Here is an 18,814-nt window from a genome sequence, read left to right as displayed (position 1 = left end):
CAGTTAAGATGTTGCGATCGCTTTATCAGGCGTAAAGTCAGCATCAAGTCCAATAGGATCTAACAATTTCTGTTTGGGAATCAGATATTTACCAAATTTGGCATAGATTGCCGGAATCACTAGCAGAGTCAATGCCGTAGACGTAAACAATCCGCCTAATACAACAATCGCTAAGGGTTGCAGGATCTCATTCCCGGCTCCACTGGCGATCGCCAGCGGCAGCATCCCCAGCGCAGAAGTCAGCGCCGTCATGAGAATGGCATTTACCCGGTCAAGCGAGCCGTTAACAATCACATCCTTGAGAGGCATCCCTTGAGCAAACTTGCTGTTGTAGTTGTCCACTAGCAGTAGACCATTACGCACCGCTACCCCGAACAGGGTGATAAATCCGATGAGAGAAGCCACAGACAAAACGCCGCCAGTGAGCATAATCGAGATAATTCCACCTACCAAGGCCAGCGGTAAATTGATCATGATGGCAACCGTTGCTGGGAATGACTTCACTGAAAAGAACATCAGTACCGAAATGACAACAGCCGCCAGTAGGCTATATACCAGCAAGCTATTGGTCGCTCGCTGCTCCGACTCAAACTGTCCGCCGTACTGAATAAAGTAGCCGCTGGGCAACTGCACGTTCTGTTTAATCTGCGCCTGGATATCGCCGACCACACTACCCAAATCACGCTCCGCAACGTTAGTCGAAACCACAATCAATCGGGAAACGTCCTCCCGATTCACCACGTTTGCGCCCATGCCGTAATCCACCTTAGCGACCGTACCCAAAGAAATTTTCTCTCCTGTGGGCGTCAAAATAGGGATAGCGCGAACCGAATCGAGACTGCTGCGGGCTGACTCGGGCAGCATGACGACAATATCAATAAGCTGCTGATCTTCGGGTGCCTGGGAGACGACTTGCCCGTTTAAGGCCGTTTCTACGACCGCCGAAATCTGGGCCATACTGAGTCCGTAGGTTGCCGCCGCGTTTCGGTCGTACTGAATTTGTAATTGGCGGATGGGTAATTGTGGCTCAAGCTGTAAGTCCACTACGCCTGCAATCGGTTCGATGAGGTCACGCACCTGTTCACCGAGGCTGCGTAGTTCCGCTAGGTCGGGGCCGAAAATTTTAATCGCGATCGCACTCCTCACCCCCGAAAGCACTTCATCCATCCGGTGAGAAATAAACCCACCAATATTAGGGGCAACTCCCGGCAACTCTAAAAAAGCCTCCCGCAGTTGCTTAACACTCTCTTCCCGATCTTGCAGCGCCAGGTCGCTGAGTTCAATATCGACATGGGCCATGCTCACCCCAGCCCCATCTGCATCACCTGGAGCGCGACCAGCCCTTACCTGCACCCATTCGTACAGCGGATTATCTTTAAGAGAACTGGCCAACGCATTACCCGCGCCCTTTGTGATATCTAAAGACACACCAGGAAATAGCACCATTGAGTTAACCAAAGATTTTTCCTGAAACTCTGGCAAAAACACCCGCCCGAGAGAAGGAACAACCACAGCAGTTGCCACCAAAGATGCGAGAGCCAGCCCTAAAATAAGCTGTGGAGTCCGCATAGAAAGCTCCAGCAGCGGACGATAAAGCCGCTCTGCAAAGCGAGAAACCACCGTGCCTTCTTGAGGCAGCGTCTGATTTGCCAGCAAAATCGCGCAGAGCGCGGGCGAAAGCGTCATTGCCACCAGGGTAGAAGCCACAATGGAAAGCAAATAAGCCAATCCCATCGGGGCAAAAATTCTGCCTTCTACCCCGCTCAGGCTAAAAATAGGCGCAAAAACCACCACGATAATCACCGTAGAAAAAATCACCGCTAGCCGCACCTGTACTGACGTGTTGTACACCACATGAAAGGGATGTTGGGGACTGCCCTGCGCCTGATTAGCCCGCAGCCCGCGATAGCAGTTCTCCATATCCACAATGGCATCATCCACAACAGAACCAATCGCCACTACTAAGCCGCCTAAGGTCATGGTGTTGATGCCCAGGCCAAAGGCTTTCATAAACAACAATCCAATCAGCAGCGACAGGGGAATCGCACTGAGGGTAATCGCTGCCGTGCGCCAGTTCATTAAAAACAACAGCATGATGACCGATACGATGACGATGCCTTGAAGCAAGGAGCCACTGACGTTGCGAATGGCGGCATCAATAAAGTTGGACTGGCGAAATGTGCGCTGTACCTGCACATCGGCGGGAAAGGTCGGCTGCAAATCGGCCATGACCGCCTCTACCGCTTTGCTAACAGTAGGCGTATCGACATCGGGCTGTTTGGTAATCATCAGCACCACGGCAGGCTGACCGTTAAAGCTGGCATCGCCGCGTTTTAAGGCTGCGCCGGTTTTGATCTCAGCCACATCGCGCAGCAAAATCGGCTGGCCGTCTTGCACGCGCACCACAGACTGCTGCAAATCTTCAGCGGACTGAACTTGGCCGATACCGCGAACGAGCAGTTCCTGTCCGCCCCCAACCAAAAAGCCGCCCGGTGCGTTGACGTTGGCTCCTTTTGCAGCTTCAGTGACTTCCGTGAGAGAGACGTTGAGCGATCGCAATTTCTCCGGGTCAACCAACACCTGTTCTTGCCGCTCATCACCCCCGTAAATAGTGATCTGAGAAACCCCCGGCACTGAGAGAATTTGGTTTTTAAGCGTGACCTCCACCAGTCGGCGCAGATTCATCATGCTAGTTGGCCCTTGTTCTTCCACCGTGAAGGCATACTGCAAAATCGTGCCCAGCGGCGACACCAGCGGAGAAATTTCGGGCGGATTGATACCCTCAGGCAACTGGTTTGTCACCTGCTGGAGCCGCTCTGTTACCGACTGCCTCGCCTGATAAATATCGGCATTTTGATCGAACACAACGCTGACCATTGACAGCCCCACCTTGGAGGACGATCTCACCGTGGTTACCCCTGGTAGACCATTCACCGCGCTTTCAATCGGGACGGTAATTTGCGTCTCGACTTCCTCCGGTGCTAGCCCCACCGCCTCAGTTTGAATTTCGACCTGGGGCGGTGCAAACGGTGGAAACACATCCAGCGGCATTTGGCTCAGGCTAACCAGTCCCCACAGGGTAACCGCCACCGCCCCAGCGACGATAAACCACCGCTGGGCAATTGAATTTTTAAGCGTCCGATTCAAAATCGAGTTAAGCATTTTAAGTGATGAGTCTCTTTGATGGCTCTTTGGGTTTGATTAGAATCGGTTTACTATCCCTTACGATTGCCGCTGACAAAGGCGATCGCACCACCCGCTAGCACAACAGCTACACCAGCAGTCGCCGCCATCCCCATCGGAAAGCCACCAGACGCCTCTTCAACAGCACTAGAGGCCACTAGATTGCCAGTTTCATCGTGACTATGAGGAACTCCTTTGGCATCTGCTTGGGCATGAGTCTCATCAGTCACAGGCGTAGCAAAATCGCCTTCAGCCGCTGGTGTTTCATCTATTGGTGCTTCGGCAGCTTGCGTTTTGCGCGACTCAGCATATAGCGACAAACTGCCCTCAGTCACGAGCTGTTCTCCGACCGATAGCCCTTCGGTCACTTCCAGCAAATCGCCCTGCGTGGAGCCTGTCGCGACTGGCACCGGCTCGTAGAAGTTTTCATACTGCACAAAAACAAGCTGCTCGCCGCTGTCATCGACTAACGCCGTCACCGGAATCAAAACAGCGGCACTGCCATCGGCAGCAGGCTCGATGGGAGCCGTCTGAATGCCCAGCAGAGAGTCGGTTTCGGACTTCACCTCAACTCGATTAATACCGCCCGTCGATTGAAATTCATCGCCATGGCCGACGTGGGCCAACGCCGCAGGTGTGCTGATGAGTAAGCTAGCGGTCAGGATAGAACCCAATAGAGGAAAAGATTTCATGGTAACGCCTCGTAATTTTCTGTAGAGCGGGATAAAAGCCTCATATAGGTTGCCATAGGGCAGATGAAATCCAGATGAAATGGCAGCGACTCCGTTAAAATCAATCGCGTAGAGGATGTGGTTGAGTAGGGGAAAGAATCCATGAGAATTTTGCAATGAGAATTCTGCTAGTAGAAGATGAAGAAGACTTGGGGTTTGCCATTAAGCAGGTCTTAGTGGGCGAAAAATATATCGTGGACTGGGTGACCGATGGCGCTCAGGCATGGCATCACCTGGAGAGCGAGTGGACGGATTACACGGTGGCTATCATTGACTGGCTGATTCCTGAAGTATCTGGGCTAGAACTTTGCAAGCGGCTCAGATCTCATCAAAGTGCGTTACCTGTGCTGATGCTGACAGCTTTGGGGGAGCCGGAAAATCGGGTGACTGGGTTAGATGCTGGTGCCGATGACTACTTGGTTAAGCCGTTTGTGATGGTAGAGCTGCTGGCCCGGTTGCGGGCTTTGCAGCGGCGATCGCCCCAACTGCGGACAGAAATCTGGCGCATTGGACGATTTACGCTAGATGATGCCAACACTACGCTGACAGTCGAGCCGCCAGATGAGCAGACAGGTGACCAGGAGGCGCAATCTATTCCACTCACCCTCAAAGAATTTCAGGTATTGGCCTACCTGATGGAAAATCCTAATCGCACGATTCCAGGCAGTAAAATTCGCTATCAGCTATGGGATCTGGATGAAGAACCCGTCAGTAATGTGGTTGCCGCTCAAATTCGGCTGGTCAGGCGCAAATTTTCTCGTTATGGCTGTGACTGTCCAATTAAGACGGTGGCCGGTCAGGGCTATCGGTTTGAGCCATGAAGAACCCCAGCCAGTTACTCTTTCGTCGCAGCCGCCGTCGCTTGGCCTGCTGGTATGCGATCGCCATGGGCGGACTGTTGGGTCTGTCTGGATTAGGCATGTATCGGGCCTTGGTTCGTGCAAACTGGGTTGCCATAGAACGAGAGATCGAGTCGATTGCTGGAACCTTGCATGACAGCTTTGAGCCAATGCTGCCTGCGGCAGAAGATCCGACCCGCTTGCTACAGCAAATCTTTCCCGATCTGTGCGTGGTAGAACAACCCTGCAACAACAACCCTACTTTCGTACAACGCCACACCACCGGCATCAGCGATCGCAACACTTACTACATTCGCCTATTCAATCAGCATGGCGACCTGCTGGCATTTTCTCCTAATCAACCGTTTCCGCTCCCGACTGACTTCAATCCATCACCGTGGCAAACATTTAGTACCGAAGAGAGCGGTCGCTATCATCAGTTCACAACCATTCTGCACCGTACTGACAATGCTGCTGACAGCGCCGCTAATAACGCTACCGATGCAGCACTATCAGCTCGCCTTGTAACGACTAACGACAGGGCTGGCGTGGATCATCAGTCGTGGGGATACCTGCAAATTGGCCGCACTCTAGCCCCCTACGACGCTGAAATCGAGCGAATTCAATGGATTCTAATCTTTGGGTTGCCCCTTGTTTTAGTTCTGGTGGCTGTTAGCGCATGGGCACTCTCAGGACTCGCCATGCGACCGATCTATCACTCCTATCAGAAACAACAACAGTTCACGGCTAATGCCGCTCACGAACTGCGATCGCCCCTGGCCAGCTTGCTCGCTACGGTAGAAGCAACCTTACGGCTATCCTCTACCCAGCAGCAAGAAGTTGTACCTATGCTCAAAACGGTGGAACGTCAGGGCAGGCGACTCAGCCACCTGGTTGCTGATTTACTCCTGCTCAGCCGACTTGAACAGGATGCTGCATCCAAACCGGATAAGTCTTGCTGTTTAAACGATGTGGTTGCCGATCTCAGCGAAGAATTTTTGGAACTTGCTAACGTTAGCGACATTGATTTAACCAGCCAAGTTCCTGACGCCGAAATTTATGTTGCGGGTGACGAATCTCAGCTCTACCGGCTGGTTTCTAATGTGATCGCTAACGCCATTCAGTACACGCCCGCGAAAGGCTCGGTCAAGGTGAGTTTACAAACTCGCGATCGCGTGGCCATCGTCGCTGTTCAAGATAGCGGCATTGGTATTCCACTGTCTGAACAAACCCAAATTTTTGAACGGTTTTACCGGGTGAATAGTGATCGCTCTCGCAAAACTGGGGGTACAGGCTTAGGACTGGCAATTTCGCAGGCGATCGCCCGTTATCACGACGGGAAAATCACCGTTAACAGCAATCTTGGACAAGGCAGCTTATTCACAATCTATCTGCCCTACCTCTGTTAGGAAATCGCAAGGAAATAAGAGTCCGCTCATATCCGAGAGATAAGGCATGGCTTCACTGATCAACCTTCGGAGATGCAGCAGCAATCATCAGCCCCCAAATGATATCGAAACGCATTCTCTGTGATCGCTGAACTCGCAGCCCTGAATTTTCTAGAAGCGCATGAAACTCGGCTTCGGTGTAGCACTGTTGATGAGCCGGATCGAACCGTTTTAGGAACCAATCGCACAGTCGGCAAAGGAGAAAGTCTTTGCACCAGTCTAAGATGATGACTTGTCCGTTTGGCTTCAACACCCGATTCACTTCAGCTAGCGCCTTCTTAGGCTCGGGAAAATAGTGGAATGAGCTAGCAGACACTACAATATCAAAAGACCGATCGGGAAATGGTAGCTGAGAAGCCGTGCCTCTTTTAAAGGTGACGTTCGGAAAGCCTTTGAGCTTCTGTCGGGCCTCAGCTAGCATCTGTTCAGAGATATCAATGCCAGAAATAGACTGCTTTAAGTTGTCAGTTAACAGTAAGCGTTCCAACTCGCCCGTGCCACAGGCTACATCTAGTATGTGTGCCGATACCGGGATCTCCGCCCACCCCAGTAAGAAAGTTAGCGTCTTGTTGATGTATCGGTTCCAGCGGTGGTCGTAGCTTTGTGCCTGCGCGTTGTACTGATCTTTTACTCTCGACTCGACTGAACTCATAAGACAGATACCTCTCGGAACATCTTTAATCTAAGAGAAGATAAAGTAAATAGTACGGTTTTGAAGCGATCAGGTTAGTGTCTGCTTTGCCGTTTTTTCAAGCTGCTTAACAGCCGCTGTCTTGCGTTCGCTATAGCGATCTGTCAGTTCGTCTACGTTTTCTCGCAGTAATAAGGTGAAGCGGTAGAGTTCTTCCATCACGTCGATAACGCGATCTCGATAGGCCGACTCCTTCATCGTGCCATCGTCATTGAATTCCTGATAGGCTTTTGCCACTGATGACTGATTGGGAATCGTAAACATCCGCATCCACCGCCCCAAAATTCGCAGCGTATTAACAGTATTAAAAGACTGTGATCCGCCAGAAACCTGCATAACTGCTAGGGTTCGCCCCTGAGTCGGTCGAACCGCGCCCATCGTTAGAGGAATCCAGTCGATCTGGGTTTTCATTAAGCCAGACACGTTGCCATGAAGTTCAGGGCTTGACCACACCTGCCCTTCTGACCAGAGAGACAACTCTCGTAGCTCTTGAACTTTCGGATGAGTATCGGGTTCTGCGCCATGTAGCGGCAATCCTCGGGGATCGAATACCCTTACTTCTGCGCCGAATCCTTGAATGATGCGAGCGGCTTCTTCTGCCAGAAGGCGGCTATAAGAACGCTCTCTTAGCGAGCCGTAGAGGAATAAAATCCGAGGAGGATGATCGAAGCTCATATTGAAGAAGTTGAAGAAAGGTTTTTTAGGAAAGAAATTTGAGCTTCTCTTAGCTCAACGGCTGGATTTGTGGCTTGAATAGCTGCCATCGCGCTGTCGTAGTCGGCCCCTTGCTTTATTAATAGAGCTGTAAGCACGGTGCCCGTGCGACGTAGCCCGTTAGAACAGTGGACGGCAACAGCATTGCCGCAATCGTTCTGGGAATCAACAAAGGTTTTTAACTGCTGTAGCTGAGATAAACTCGGCGCAGTGCCGCCAGCAATCGGTATCCAAAGATGAGGGTACTTGTAGCGTTTATAGAGTTCTAAGTTAGCGTCGTCGCTTAGTACAGAGACAATGGCTCCAACCTGGAGCGATCGCAAAACGGGCAAATCTTTTTCTGTGGGTTTGCGAACGCCTGCGAGACAGTTGGGTATTGCCCACCACAGGCTTTCTGAAATAGGCGGTAATGATAGTTGTTCTGGCATGGTGCTTGCTACCTGAGAGGATGAATACAACGCGGATCAAGCAGGGTTGCTTTTTCAGGCTCGCGAGGGAACCAGGAAGCCGTTTTCTTACAGAGTTCTACGAGCATTAGCATAATGGGGACTTCGATTAGCACGCCGACGACGGTTGCTAGCGCCGCGCCAGAGTTGAGGCCGAATAGCATGACAGCGGTGGCGATCGCCACCTCAAAATGATTACTTGCCCCAATCAAAGCTGCTGGAGCCGAATCTTCATAGGTCATGCCCAGCTTTTGCGCCGCAACATAAGTGATTAGAAAAATAAAGTTTGTCTGGATGAACAGCGGCACCGCAATCAACAAAATGTGCAGCGGGTTGCTGACAATCAGTTCACCTTTAAAGGCAAACAACAGAACCAGCGTCAGGAGCAATGCGAAAACAGCGACCGGACTGAGATACTTCAAGAACACAGTCTCGAACCAAGCCCTGCCCTTATTTCTCACAATCCAGGTACGAGACACCGCCCCTGCTAGTAGCGGTAAGCCCACATAAATCAGCACAGAGAGCACGATAGTTTCCCAAGGTACAATCAAATTATTCGAGGCCAGTAACCATCCTCCCAGCGGTGCATAGAGAAAGAGCATCGCCAAAGAGTTAACCGCCACCATCACCAGCGTGTGCCCCTGGTTGCTGTAGGACAAATAGCCCCACATCAACACCATTGCAGTACAGGGTGCGATGCCTAGCAGAATAGTGCCTGCAATATAGGAATCTGCGATGGCCACCTCCACACCTCTAATCACCTCAGAGCCGACAATGAGTGGGCGGAATAGCCAACCTAAGAAAAACTGGGTAAAGGCCACCATCGTAAAGGGTTTAATCAGCCAGTTGACGGCCAGCGTCAGGAGAACGGGCTTTGGTGTTTTCATGGCCTGCTTTGCCTGCGAGAAATCAATCTTCACCATGATGGGATACATCATAAAAAACAAACAGATGGCAATCGGCACCGATACCTGATAGACACTCATGGCATCTAGGGTCTCTGCTATACCCGGAAAGGTGCGCCCCAGCACAATGCCAGTCAGGATGCATAAAACAACCCATAGCGTTAAGTAGCGCTCAAAGAGATTTAGCTTTCCGCCTGCTTGAACGGGTTTGCTAGACGAGCGAGTAGAGTGATGAGTCATGGTTGAGGGCTTCCCTTCTCTAGTTTTTTTTGTATGCTCAAACGGCTGCGCTCGCGGTTTTTGGATTGGGTAGTTTCAACGTCACTAACGTTGCCAATAACACAAAGCAGGTCGATACCCACAGACAGCCCACCAGCCCATAAAACTGAAAGACGAGGCCAGAGAGCACCGTGCCTGCCAGCCGTCCGCCTGCGTTTGCCATGTAGTAAAAGCCCACGTTCAGCGCTACTTTGTCATCGTCGGTGTAGGCCAGCACTAAGTAGGAATGTACGGCTGAGTTAAAAGCAAATACAATGCCAAAAACCATCAAGCCGATGATGATAGTTTGTCCAGCGGGTCGGCCTAATTGGAGCGCAAGGGCGATCGCCCCCGGAATCGCCACCAAAAACCCTGTCCAAAACCGGATAGTGCTCGCTTGCGGTGGTTTTCCTGAGCCAAATCGTCGTAATAGGTTGGGCGCGATCGCCTGCACCAAACCATAGCCAATCACCCAAATCGCCAGAAAGCCACCCACCTGCTCAAAAGACCAGTTCAAGCTGCCGTATAGAAAGACGGGTAGGCCCACTACAAACCAAACATCTCTGGCCCCAAATAGAAAAAATCGGGCGGCAGAGAGAATATTGATCTCCAGGCTTTTGGAAAAGAGCTGGCGAAACTTCACCTTCGACTTGAGCTTCCCCATGCCCGAGGGCAACCATCGACTCGACAACAAGACGATAGATAGTCCTACTGCCATGATTACTAGCGCACTCACATAGCCGAACACCGACAGCAGCAGCCCGCCCAAAAAGAAGCCAACGCCCTTAAGCGCATTCTTAGAGCCGGTCAGAATTGCCACCCATTTGAACAAGGTGGACTGAGCCTCTTTGGGAATCACCAAGCGAATGGCGCTCTTAGAACTCATTTTGGTGAGGTCTTTGGCAATGCCTGAGATAGCCTGCGCGAACATAACGTAAGGAACGGCAAGGGCGATTGACCAAGATTCATTTACAGGCGTTAACAGCAGCAGCGCCAAAATTTGCATCGCGATCCCGCCGTACAGCGTCAGCTTGACGCCGAATTTAGCGCCAATCCAGCCGCCAAATAGATTGGTGATAATGCCAAAAATTTCATAGAACAAAAACAGCATCGCGACTTCAAAGGGACTGTAGCCCAGCGTGTGAAAATACAGTAGCACCAGCATTCGCAGCGCTCCGTCAGTCACAGTAAAGCCCCAGTAGGCAAGGGTGACTAGAGCATAATTGCGAACGCCAGCCCGGTCGAAAGTGGGTGAAGAATCCATAGTGCTTACAATCTTTTAGAATTAGCTGAGTGATTGAATTAAACAGTTAAGTAATCTGTTGTATTAGGCCAAATGTATTAAGCCAAAGAAACCGCGACCTTTCGCGCCAGCTCAGCCATCCGGCAGGAGTATCCCCACTCGTTGTCGTACCAAGCCAGCACCTTTACCTGTGTGCCATCGACCACCATCGTTGAAAGCGCGTCTACAATTGAGGAGCGCGGATCGTCCTTATAGTCAATAGAGACTAACGGACGCTCTTCATAGCCCAAAATACCGCTGAGATCTCCCAGTGCAGCAGTCTTGAACAATTGATTGACCGCCTCCACCGTCGTCGGTTCGCTCACTTCAAACACGCAGTCTGTTAGAGAGGCGTTGAGTAAGGGCACTCGCACCGCCAAACCATTGAGCTTGTCTTTGAGTTCGGGAAAAATGCCGGTGATCGCCGTCGCAGAGCCTGTTGTTGTTGGAATTAAAGAAAGACTATTCGCCCGCGCCCGCCGCAGGTCTTTGTGAGGTGCATCTACAATCGTTTGAGTATTGGTGATGTCGTGGATAGTAGTGATAGCGCCATGCCGAATGCCGAGTCCTTCGTGAATTACTTTGACGACTGGCGCAAGGCAGTTGGTTGTACAAGAAGCCGCTGTTAGTAGGTGATGCTCTGCGGGATCGTACAAATGATCGTTAATGCCCATCACCACATTGAGCGCATCTTTCTCCGAAGAGGCCTTCACAGGTGCCGCTACAACAACCTTTTTCACGCCTTTCTTGAAGTAGGCATTCAACAGCTCCGGCGTCCGAAACTTGCCTGAGCATTCCAGCACCACATCAATGCCTAACGCTTCCCAGTGAACTTCTTCGGGCGCTTTATACGCACTGAAGCTCAGCGGATGCTGGTCAATCAAAAAGCGCTCCTCGCCTGCCGCTGTTACCTCCGGCTGCCACCGGCCATGCACCGAATCAAACTTCAACAGGTGAGCCGCCGCCGCCGTGCCGCCTTCGATCTCATTGATATGAACAAACTCTAAATCAGGCCAGCCCCAAGCCGCCCGTAAAACCAGCCGACCAATGCGGCCAAACCCGTTAATCGCCACTCGTACCATTTGAGTCCTTATATTTTGATACTTCTAAAATTCTCGATCTGCTTTCACTAACGCTTCAATCGTCAGATCGGTAGGTGCTTCTCCACCAAAGACTGTTCCAATCCGCTTGTCAGTAAAATGCTCGAAAGCTACGTTGTAAGCTTCATTGGGCAAGGACACATAGCCGACGACCTCCGCCAGAAAACGCACGTTGTTCAAGTAATACTCTACAAACGAAAACAGAGCCGGATTCGACTCGCTAGCCTCAGCGTTCACGTAAATAAACAACGGTCGGGTAAGCGGCTGATACTCTCCGCATTGACAACGACAGTTAAGGCATCAAAAGCAACCGGAATTTCGATATACTCAACGCCATTTTCCTTGCAGGTTTCCATCTCAGCCTTTGAAATAGGTCGAGAGGCATTATTAATATCTGTTTCTCCCGCACAAAACTTCTTGAAACCGCCCCCGGTTCCAGAAAATTTGACTGAGACATCGGGTGCGTCCTCGCCCTTCTCAAATTTCAATTCGCTGATAATCTCATCGGTCAATGGATAGACCGTACTCAATCCATCAATTTTAATTGAACTAACTTCAGCCGAGACTGCTTTAGGCGATCGCGGCTCTGAAACAGGCGTTTTCGTCGTCGAGCAACCGGCCAGCAGCGCCAGAATCATCCAGTACAAAGGCCATTTTCGGACTTGAGTAACCATGACATTTCACCCCCTATAAAACCGACTAACGATTCAGTCAGTTCAAGTATAGTTGAAATGTTGGCTACGAAAGACGGTATTTTCAGAAATCTAACTTCAATTGAAATTAGTAGATAGTTTCAGTCAGGGCAAGTTCGAGCAGGCCAAATCGGACTAAACCGGCGAAATTCTGCGATGTACTGCTCCAGCACGATGAACTGCTGTAAGTTCAGACGGTAATAAATCCAGCGCCCTTCTTGTCTGCCCTGAATCAGGTCAACCTCGCGCAGTGTTTTAAGATGAAAAGAAAGCTTAGACTGTGTGACTCCAAGTTCTTTGGCAATATCGCAGGCGCAGAGTTCGCGATCGCGCAGCAGCTCAATAATCTGAACGCGGTAGCCATCAGAAAAGGCTTGGAACAGCGGTAAAATAGCAGGTTGGGTAGCAGTCTTCATGTTTATCCACTAAGTCTACTTGAAATGATAACGCCTTCCACCGCATCTCAACATGGCCTTATGGTAAGCAAGTAGATAGTTTCAAGTTGCTCGAAAAGATGGCTCTACTTCAATCATTGCTTTACTTTGTCATCGCAGGGTTCTGTGAAATTGGCGGTGGCTACTTAGTTTGGCTATGGCTGCGCGAAGGTCGAGGGTTTCCATTTGCGATCTTAGGCTGGCTCTTACTCATTCTCTACGGTGTTATTCCTACGCTACAGCCTACTCACTTCAGCCGAACTTATGCAGCTTATGGCGGCGTCTTTATTGTTCTATCGTTACTTTGGGGTTGGCGTATCGATGGCGTACGTCCCGATGTCTACGACTGGCTGGGCTGTCTGCTGGCGACTTCAGGCGTGCTGGTGATGATGTATGCCCCACGGGGATAGCCGCTTCAAGGCAAGTAGCGAATCATGTTATGGCTTGGGTAAAGCTTGACTATTTTTAAGCAATCTCATCCCGTTCAAAGTGACTAACAAGGTAGAGCCTTCGTGCCCCAACACTCCCGCAGGAAGCGTCAAATCGCCGAAGAAATTGGCCACGATTAAAACAGAAACTGAGGTCAGCGCGATCGCGATATTTTGCTTAATAATTCGCTGCGACTTTCCCCCAATTTGAATGGCTTGTTCTAACTTTTCCAGCCGGTCGGCCATGAGTACAACATCGGCAGTTTCTAAGGCAATATCTGAGCCAGTTGCACCCATGGCAATGCCTACCGATGCTTGAGCTAATGCGGGTGCGTCGTTAATGCCATCACCCACCATCGCCACGGTTTGGTACTGCTGCTGTAGTTTATGAATGACATCTACTTTGTCTTCGGGCAATAAGTCCGAATAGACCCGATCGACCCCCGCCGCTTGGCCGATAGTTTGAGCGGTGGCCGCGTTATCACCCGTCAGCATCACCGTAGTTTTGATACCCAGTCGCTTTAGAACACTCACTAAGTGAGATGATTCAGGGCGAATCTGGTCGGCTACGGCTAGCAAGCCCATGAGCTGGTTCTGTTGGCTAACCCAGATAACAGTCTTACCCTCAGACTCTATCCAGCTACTGGTCTGCATAAGATTGTTGTCTGCTGAGCTAGTCAGATTTGCTTCAACGAAAGAGCGTTTACCAATCTTGATTGTCTTTTTCTCAGATATGCCAGTGATGCCCAAGCCAGCTTTAGCTTGAACGTTCGCCACCGATAACAGCGGTAGAGACTGCCGCTGCGCTGCGTTGACGATAGCCTGAGCAATGGGATGTTCAGAGTAGGCTTCCAGCGAAGCGGCAGTCTGTAGGATTAGCTCAGGGGTTGTGCCATCAGCCGGAATAATGTCACAGACTTGCAGTTTTCCAGTTGTGAGCGTGCCCGTTTTGTCGAAGGCGATCGCCTTGACCTTCCCAATCATCTCTAATTGAGCACCATCTTTGAACAGAATCCCCTGCCGCGCTCCCTGAGCAATACCAGAGAGTAGCGCAGGCATAATCGCCGCCATCAAAGCGCAGGGAGAAGCCACTACCAAAAACACCAGCGCCCGGTAAATCGTGGTTTCCCAGTCCCAGCTCAACAACAAAGGTGGCAGAATAACCAGCAGCAGTGCCGCTATAACAACAACTTTGGCATAGCTCCGCTCAAAGCGTTCTAGAAACTGCTGAGAGGGCGGCTGCGTTGTTTTCGCCGTTTCTACGAGCCGAATGACCCGCTGAATTAGGTTGCTTTCGGGTGGCTCGTGTAGTTCTAGAACAAGCGCACCACTGCCGTTGATAGTGCCTGCAAACACCTCGTCGCCTAGCGTCTTTTCTACCGGAATAGATTCTCCCGTGATCGGTGCTTGGTTAATAGCACTGTCGCCTTCTTTCACAATGCCATCAGCGGGAATGAGTTCGCCGGGTTTAATGAGAATGCGATCGCCCACCCTAAGCTGTTGCACCGCAATGCTTTCCTCCTGCCCCGATTGCAACCGTCTAGCCGTATCGGAAGTAAGCTGCATCAGGCCGCGAATATTACGCTCCGTTCGATGCATCGCAATCCCTTCTAACGCGCCGCTAATCGCAAAAATCAAGATTAGCACTGCGCCATCTACCAGCAAATAATACTCTTGTTGCCACAGTCCTAAAGTCGCTGCGCCCAGGGCTGCTACGATCATCAACAGGTCAACATCTAGTTCGCGCTCGCACCAGAGCGTCGTCAAGCCTTCGCGAGTACTTTCATACCCACCGATAACGTAGGCAGCGATCAAAATCCAAATGCCGCCGCCTAACCAGTTGCCATTCAGGGCGAGCCAGCCAGAGAGCGTGAGTACTGCGCAAAGCAGCGCGGCGATCGCTTCTGGATAATCTCGAATCCACCCCTGTACCCGCTTTGGCCCAGGTCTTGAAACCAAGTTAGTCATTCTTATCCACCCTGAGTTCTTCGTTTCCAGACGTATGGTAAACATTGACATCAGTGTTAAGGTCAAGGGGTTGGGAGAAAGAATCAGGAAGTAGCTAACAGGGTTTCGGATGATCACCATTAAAGAACTCACTCAAACGGTTGGCTGTGGCATCACCCCGCGCATGGTACGGCACTATCACCAGATTGGACTATTACCGCAGCCTGCGCGATCTAGCAGTAACTATCGCCTGTACAGCAACACAGACGTGCAGTCGCTTCAGCGAATTGTGGCACTGAAGCAGCAAGGCTTTCAGCTTTCTCATATCAAGCAAGTACTCGCGGCTCCAGCAGCAGCTCAGCAAGAACAGCTAAATGAACAGCTACAAAAACAGTATCAGGTTGTTTTACAACAGCTCGTTAAGCTACGGCAAACCGCAAGCGCGTTAGAAGGCATTATTGGACGCGATCGCACCTGCCAATCCACCTCAGCAAACGCCCTAACCCATCTCCAATGGCTAAACGCTGAAACTCAAACCGTTGAGTCCTTAACGGAAAGTCTTTGGCAGCAGTTAGACGCCGCCACATTCAACCACCCCGAGAACTTCCAAGAAGCGCTCGAACGTCTACTCCCCGATCTCTCACAGCGCCCTGAAATCGAAGTAGATGTGCTCTCTCATTTAGTTTTAGCCTGTGGCGACGTGAGCCTAGCTGCCTTTGTTCGATTTAGCCCCGACGCCATCAAAGCAGCCCGAGAGAATCTGCTAAAAGGCTGTACTGTTGTGAGTGATGTGAGTGCGATCGCTACCGCATTAGATGACACTCGCCTGACTCATCTGAGCTGTCAAAAGGCAACCCTACTAGACAATCCTCACATCAATACGGTCGCTGATGCTGAACGAACACTCTGGCAAAACGACAGAAGGCGGGACGATAGCTGGCAGCACCGGCTCAGAGATCTGGCTGATGGTAACATCTGGGTGATTGGCTATTCTCCTTCTGTACTGATGAAACTATGTGAGATTGTGGAAACTCAGGGCTGTCGGCCTGCCTTAGTGGTTGGTTTTCCAATTGGCTTTAGCCACGCCCCCGCAGCAAAACGGCGGTTAATGCAGCTAAAAATCCCCTATTTAACAACAGAAGGTACGTCAGGTGGTGGACTTTTAGCCGCAGTCGCGCTCAATCGACTAGCGGCTTCTCTTATCGAGAAGCCTGACTGTCACTGCTATCTTCAGAATGGCTCTTCGGAATTGCTATGAGTGCTCAGCAAACGCAGCCGTTTCGCCGGACTCAGTGAACGAAAAGACAGTATAGGGTTCTGTGTAGTCACCGGATTCCATCCCTGGAGAGCCGATCGGCATTCCCGGCACCGCAATCCCAGCTATGTCTGGTTTCTCAGTCAACAGTCGCTGTACATCTTCAGCCGGAATGTGCCCTTCTACGACGTAATCTCCAACAACTGTAGTGTGGCAAGACGTTAAGCTTTGAGGAACGCCGTAGGTCTGCTTGATAGCGCTCATATCTTCAGTCACTTCGTCCTTCACCTGGAAGCCAGCCGCCTCTGCATGTTCTATCCATTTGCCGCAGCAGCCGCAAGTAGGACTCCGAAATACAGTGATTTCGCTAACTAGAGCTGCTTCAACGCCTACGGCTTCTTCCGATGATGAAGCTGTTGGAGCTGAACCTACAGTGGCTGCGCAGCCCGCGAGGACTAAACTAGCAGCTGCTATACCGAGAGCGAAAACCTTGGGCTTAGAAAATTGACGACGCATGGATACCTCTAAAGAGCGGAAAATAAATGTAAAAACAGGTGGGAATTAGTGCTGGAAAAATGCTTATCGTAGACTGTAGCGTAGCTTTCTTCATAGCTGCTCTGCCGACTCACTTAAGCCAGTAGGCGAGACTGTCATAAGCTGTCAAAAAGTGACGGGAATACTGCGATCGCCAGTCGAGGCAGTCTTCACCGAGTCTGCAAATTGATCCATTCCTTTCATCATCAACATCACACCAAATAACAGCAGCGCCGAGAAAACATCACCACCCCAGCTTTCATGAAGCCAGTCAAACATCGTTGTATTATCTGTGCCGTGAAAGTAGGAAAGCAGCGTGTTGCGGATGATGTTTCCGATAACGCTCAGAATTGCCGCACCGACTAACAGCATGATTGTTTTAGTGCGAGAGAGGATATTGCCCGTTCGATGCAAGAGAATCAGACCGACATATACGGAAGTCATCATCATTTTCAATCCGGCACAGTAGGGGGCAACTTCTACAAGGCGATCGTTAACCAAAACGTATATTTGATCGACCGTTACATTCATGTCTATTTGCGTCAGCAGGAAGCCAACAACCGAAGCAATGAATTGCTGTAAGGGCAGCAGGTAGGGGACGATAAGATAAGGTAGTGCGGTGGGCGTCGCTAATGCGACGAATAAAAGCGGAAAACCCATCAGCCCAAAGCCTGCCATTCCTTTTGACAAAAGTACAATACCGCTGAGCATGAGTGGTAGCGACAGATTCATCAGGTTCTGCACAGGACTAAGATAAAAAATCCCTGCTGCTGCCACTAAAGACAGTCCTAGAAAGCTGGCTCGGTCGGGCAGCTCGAACCAGCGATGACGCAATTCCCAAGCAATTAAAGCGGCGTAGGGAAATCCGAGTAGGGCGTAAGAAAAGTACTCGTGGTCGATACTGATGGATTTATTTAACCAGCCATCGATCCAATAGATCATGAGCGGCATGTATAGCACTGCTAGAAGAGCCAGCGTCGCAATGTCTGTCGCATGACGTTTGACTGGATTCAATAGCTTCAGGTTAGTTTGCATAAGTCAAAAGATCTCTCATTCAATCAGCTTGGCAGACGATTATGAAATGGGAATGAAATAAGCATTGACCCTATAGCTCAATAGAAGGTTTAAGCTGAGGTCAGATAGATATATTGAGAGGACATCGAAATATGGTTGCTGTGGCCCGCCTTAAAATTGGCGAAGTTTCTAAGCAAACGGATGTCGCTGTGGGTGCATTGCGCTACTACGAGGATCTGGGTTTGCTTAAGTCTAAACGGGGTGATAACGGCTACCGTTATTATTCGCCAGAAGCCATAAAGCAGGTGCAGTTTATTAAGAAGGCGCAGTCTTTGGGCTTCTCTTTAGATGACATTAGCGAAGTACTGAACGTCCACCAGCAAGGTGATGTCCCCTGCGAATTGGTACAGTCGATTTTGCAGGAGAAAATTGAAAAGCTTGAAGCTCAAATTCAGGAAATGACCGTGTTTAAAGATGGGCTGGAGCAGTATCGAGATAGCTGGGCAGCTTCCAAACCTCATCCTAAACCCGGCGATATCTGCCCGCTCATTGAGACATTACCTTTAGGCGCATAGACTCTATATGCCTGAAGCTCCATTTCATAGTGGTTTCATATTTGCGTGGTACTTTTCGTATTCACCTGCGCTTATGTTGGTTAATTTCAGGAGTATTTGAAACTCTTTTTTGGATACCCCTTGACCTTAAAGCCAGCTATAGAGTTTATGGTGAGTCTAACCGGTTGGATATAGAAAATCGCCGGGGGTACATTAGGTGCAACAAAATATATGGAGCAACAAAACAGTGAGTACGAATCTGGTAGCTTATCCCTTCTAGGTATGATTGCGATGGGAACTGGCGTCATGATTGGCGCGGGTATCTTTGCGCTGACTGGGCAAGTTGCAGAATTAGCAGG

19 protein-coding genes are annotated in these 18,814 nt (G+C 50.4%); 5 read left to right on the top strand and 14 right to left on the bottom strand.

Annotated elements, in window-relative coordinates; translation table 11 throughout:
- Positions 1–3: 3 nt before the first annotated feature.
- Together IQ256_RS04665 and IQ256_RS04660 are read right to left on the bottom strand one after the other, a co-directional pair.
- Positions 4–3,162, bottom strand: coding sequence for an efflux RND transporter permease subunit (locus IQ256_RS04665; RefSeq protein WP_193854395.1), 3,159 nt, complete (start codon positions 3,160–3,162; stop codon positions 4–6).
- Positions 3,163–3,215: 53 nt separating this feature from the next.
- On the bottom strand, positions 3,216–4,031 hold the full coding sequence (locus IQ256_RS04660; RefSeq protein ID WP_228024575.1) for a cobalt transporter: 816 nt from the start codon (positions 4,029–4,031) through the stop codon (positions 3,216–3,218).
- Between IQ256_RS04660 and rppA the strand changes: the two genes are divergently transcribed.
- The gene (gene rppA, locus IQ256_RS04655) at positions 4,031–4,735 is read left to right on the top strand and encodes a two-component system response regulator RppA (protein WP_193854394.1); all 705 of its coding nucleotides are present in this window, start codon (positions 4,031–4,033) and stop codon (positions 4,733–4,735) included. The two genes, IQ256_RS04660 and rppA, sit on opposite strands and share 1 nt — an antisense overlap.
- Positions 4,732–6,162 carry a two-component system sensor histidine kinase RppB gene (gene rppB / locus IQ256_RS04650; RefSeq protein WP_193854393.1) on the top strand — a complete coding sequence of 477 codons (1,431 nt, stop codon included), beginning with the start codon at positions 4,732–4,734 and terminating at the stop codon, positions 6,160–6,162. Before rppA ends, rppB begins: the two co-directional genes overlap by 4 nt.
- A 52-nt stretch (positions 6,163–6,214) precedes the next feature.
- Here rppB and IQ256_RS04645 read toward each other — a convergent pair whose 3' ends face one another.
- The 9 genes from IQ256_RS04645 to IQ256_RS04610 form a co-directional block, all read right to left on the bottom strand.
- A complete protein-coding gene (locus IQ256_RS04645) occupies positions 6,215–6,853 on the bottom strand; it encodes a class I SAM-dependent methyltransferase (protein WP_193854392.1) in 639 nt (212 codons plus the stop codon).
- 69 nt (positions 6,854–6,922) lie between these two features.
- Positions 6,923–7,567, bottom strand: a complete 645-nt coding sequence (gene arsH, locus IQ256_RS04640) for an arsenical resistance protein ArsH (protein WP_193854391.1) — start codon at positions 7,565–7,567, stop codon at positions 6,923–6,925.
- Positions 7,564–8,034, bottom strand: coding sequence for a dual specificity protein phosphatase family protein (locus IQ256_RS04635; RefSeq protein WP_193854390.1), 471 nt, complete (start codon positions 8,032–8,034; stop codon positions 7,564–7,566). Before IQ256_RS04635 ends, arsH begins: the two co-directional genes overlap by 4 nt.
- Before the next feature lie 8 nt (positions 8,035–8,042).
- Entirely contained in the window at positions 8,043–9,197 is a 1,155-nt protein-coding gene (gene arsB / locus IQ256_RS04630; RefSeq protein WP_193854389.1) for an ACR3 family arsenite efflux transporter, read from the bottom strand.
- 37 nt (positions 9,198–9,234) lie between these two features.
- Positions 9,235–10,479 carry an organoarsenical effux MFS transporter ArsJ gene (gene arsJ, locus IQ256_RS04625; RefSeq protein ID WP_193854388.1) on the bottom strand — a complete coding sequence of 415 codons (1,245 nt, stop codon included), beginning with the start codon at positions 10,477–10,479 and terminating at the stop codon, positions 9,235–9,237.
- 77 nt (positions 10,480–10,556) lie between these two features.
- Complete coding sequence (locus IQ256_RS04620) at positions 10,557–11,579, bottom strand: ArsJ-associated glyceraldehyde-3-phosphate dehydrogenase (protein WP_193854387.1); 1,023 nt, start codon at positions 11,577–11,579, stop codon at positions 10,557–10,559.
- Between the two features lie 24 nt (positions 11,580–11,603).
- Positions 11,604–11,846 (bottom strand): hypothetical protein, encoded by a 243-nt coding sequence (locus IQ256_RS29410; RefSeq protein ID WP_228024574.1) that lies wholly within the window; start codon positions 11,844–11,846, stop codon positions 11,604–11,606.
- Positions 11,831–12,271, bottom strand: coding sequence for a substrate-binding domain-containing protein (locus IQ256_RS04615; RefSeq protein ID WP_228024573.1), 441 nt, complete (start codon positions 12,269–12,271; stop codon positions 11,831–11,833). The genes IQ256_RS29410 and IQ256_RS04615 overlap by 16 nt, the downstream gene beginning before the upstream one ends.
- 119 nt (positions 12,272–12,390) lie before the next feature.
- Positions 12,391–12,705: a metalloregulator ArsR/SmtB family transcription factor gene (locus IQ256_RS04610; protein ID WP_193854386.1), complete on the bottom strand. Its 315-nt coding sequence runs from the start codon at positions 12,703–12,705 to the stop codon at positions 12,391–12,393.
- A 98-nt stretch (positions 12,706–12,803) separates the two neighbouring features.
- Here IQ256_RS04610 and IQ256_RS04605 point away from each other — a divergent pair, with 98 nt between their 5' ends.
- Positions 12,804–13,133: a YnfA family protein gene (locus IQ256_RS04605; RefSeq protein ID WP_193854385.1), complete on the top strand. Its 330-nt coding sequence runs from the start codon at positions 12,804–12,806 to the stop codon at positions 13,131–13,133.
- Positions 13,134–13,160: 27 nt separating this feature from the next.
- Here IQ256_RS04605 and IQ256_RS04600 read toward each other — a convergent pair whose 3' ends face one another.
- Positions 13,161–15,119 (bottom strand): heavy metal translocating P-type ATPase, encoded by a 1,959-nt coding sequence (locus IQ256_RS04600; RefSeq protein WP_193854384.1) that lies wholly within the window; start codon positions 15,117–15,119, stop codon positions 13,161–13,163.
- A gap of 109 nt (positions 15,120–15,228) precedes the next feature.
- On the opposite strand from IQ256_RS04600, the gene IQ256_RS04595 reads away from it, so the two are divergent.
- Positions 15,229–16,356, top strand: a complete 1,128-nt coding sequence (locus tag IQ256_RS04595; protein WP_193854383.1) for a precorrin-8X methylmutase — start codon at positions 15,229–15,231, stop codon at positions 16,354–16,356.
- Here the strand turns inward: IQ256_RS04595 and IQ256_RS04590 are convergent.
- Positions 16,351–16,869, bottom strand: coding sequence for a DUF411 domain-containing protein (locus IQ256_RS04590; RefSeq protein WP_193854382.1), 519 nt, complete (start codon positions 16,867–16,869; stop codon positions 16,351–16,353). The two genes, IQ256_RS04595 and IQ256_RS04590, sit on opposite strands and share 6 nt — an antisense overlap.
- 144 nt (positions 16,870–17,013) lie before the next feature.
- The gene (gene crtB / locus IQ256_RS04585) at positions 17,014–17,922 is read right to left on the bottom strand and encodes a cyanoexosortase B (protein WP_193854381.1); all 909 of its coding nucleotides are present in this window, start codon (positions 17,920–17,922) and stop codon (positions 17,014–17,016) included.
- 131 nt (positions 17,923–18,053) lie between these two features.
- On the opposite strand from crtB, the gene IQ256_RS04580 reads away from it, so the two are divergent.
- Positions 18,054–18,476, top strand: a complete 423-nt coding sequence (locus IQ256_RS04580; protein WP_193854380.1) for a heavy metal-responsive transcriptional regulator — start codon at positions 18,054–18,056, stop codon at positions 18,474–18,476.
- Positions 18,477–18,814: the final 338 nt, after the last annotated feature.

Origin of the sequence: cf. Phormidesmis sp. LEGE 11477 (assembly GCF_015207105.1) — a bacterium.
GTDB lineage: Bacteria > Cyanobacteriota > Cyanobacteriia > Phormidesmidales > Phormidesmidaceae > Phormidesmis.
Note: the sequence above shows the minus strand (reverse complement) of the source record. Positions and strands in the feature narration are given on the sequence as shown.

Bases quoted from the DNA above. Each gene is read 5' to 3' on its own strand.
- IQ256_RS04600 (WP_193854384.1), bottom strand. From the start codon at position 15,119: ATGACTAACTTGGTTTCAAGACCTGGGCCAAAGCGGGTACAGGGGTGG.
- rppA (WP_193854394.1), top strand. From the start codon at position 4,031: ATGAGAATTCTGCTAGTAGAAGATGAAGAAGACTTGGGGTTTGCCATT.
- rppB (WP_193854393.1), top strand. From the start codon at position 4,732: ATGAAGAACCCCAGCCAGTTACTCTTTCGTCGCAGCCGCCGTCGCTTG.
- IQ256_RS04580 (WP_193854380.1), top strand. From the start codon at position 18,054: ATGGTTGCTGTGGCCCGCCTTAAAATTGGCGAAGTTTCTAAGCAAACG.
- crtB (WP_193854381.1), bottom strand. From the start codon at position 17,922: ATGCAAACTAACCTGAAGCTATTGAATCCAGTCAAACGTCATGCGACA.
- IQ256_RS04665 (WP_193854395.1), bottom strand. From the start codon at position 3,162: ATGCTTAACTCGATTTTGAATCGGACGCTTAAAAATTCAATTGCCCAG.
- IQ256_RS04590 (WP_193854382.1), bottom strand. From the start codon at position 16,869: ATGCGTCGTCAATTTTCTAAGCCCAAGGTTTTCGCTCTCGGTATAGCA.
- arsH (WP_193854391.1), bottom strand. From the start codon at position 7,567: ATGAGCTTCGATCATCCTCCTCGGATTTTATTCCTCTACGGCTCGCTA.
- IQ256_RS04610 (WP_193854386.1), bottom strand. From the start codon at position 12,705: ATGAAGACTGCTACCCAACCTGCTATTTTACCGCTGTTCCAAGCCTTT.
- arsJ (WP_193854388.1), bottom strand. From the start codon at position 10,479: ATGGATTCTTCACCCACTTTCGACCGGGCTGGCGTTCGCAATTATGCT.
- IQ256_RS04595 (WP_193854383.1), top strand. From the start codon at position 15,229: ATGATCACCATTAAAGAACTCACTCAAACGGTTGGCTGTGGCATCACC.
- IQ256_RS04620 (WP_193854387.1), bottom strand. From the start codon at position 11,579: ATGGTACGAGTGGCGATTAACGGGTTTGGCCGCATTGGTCGGCTGGTT.
- arsB (WP_193854389.1), bottom strand. From the start codon at position 9,197: ATGACTCATCACTCTACTCGCTCGTCTAGCAAACCCGTTCAAGCAGGC.
- IQ256_RS04615 (WP_228024573.1), bottom strand. From the start codon at position 12,271: ATGGTTACTCAAGTCCGAAAATGGCCTTTGTACTGGATGATTCTGGCG.
- IQ256_RS04605 (WP_193854385.1), top strand. From the start codon at position 12,804: ATGGCTCTACTTCAATCATTGCTTTACTTTGTCATCGCAGGGTTCTGT.
- IQ256_RS04645 (WP_193854392.1), bottom strand. From the start codon at position 6,853: ATGAGTTCAGTCGAGTCGAGAGTAAAAGATCAGTACAACGCGCAGGCA.
- IQ256_RS04635 (WP_193854390.1), bottom strand. From the start codon at position 8,034: ATGCCAGAACAACTATCATTACCGCCTATTTCAGAAAGCCTGTGGTGG.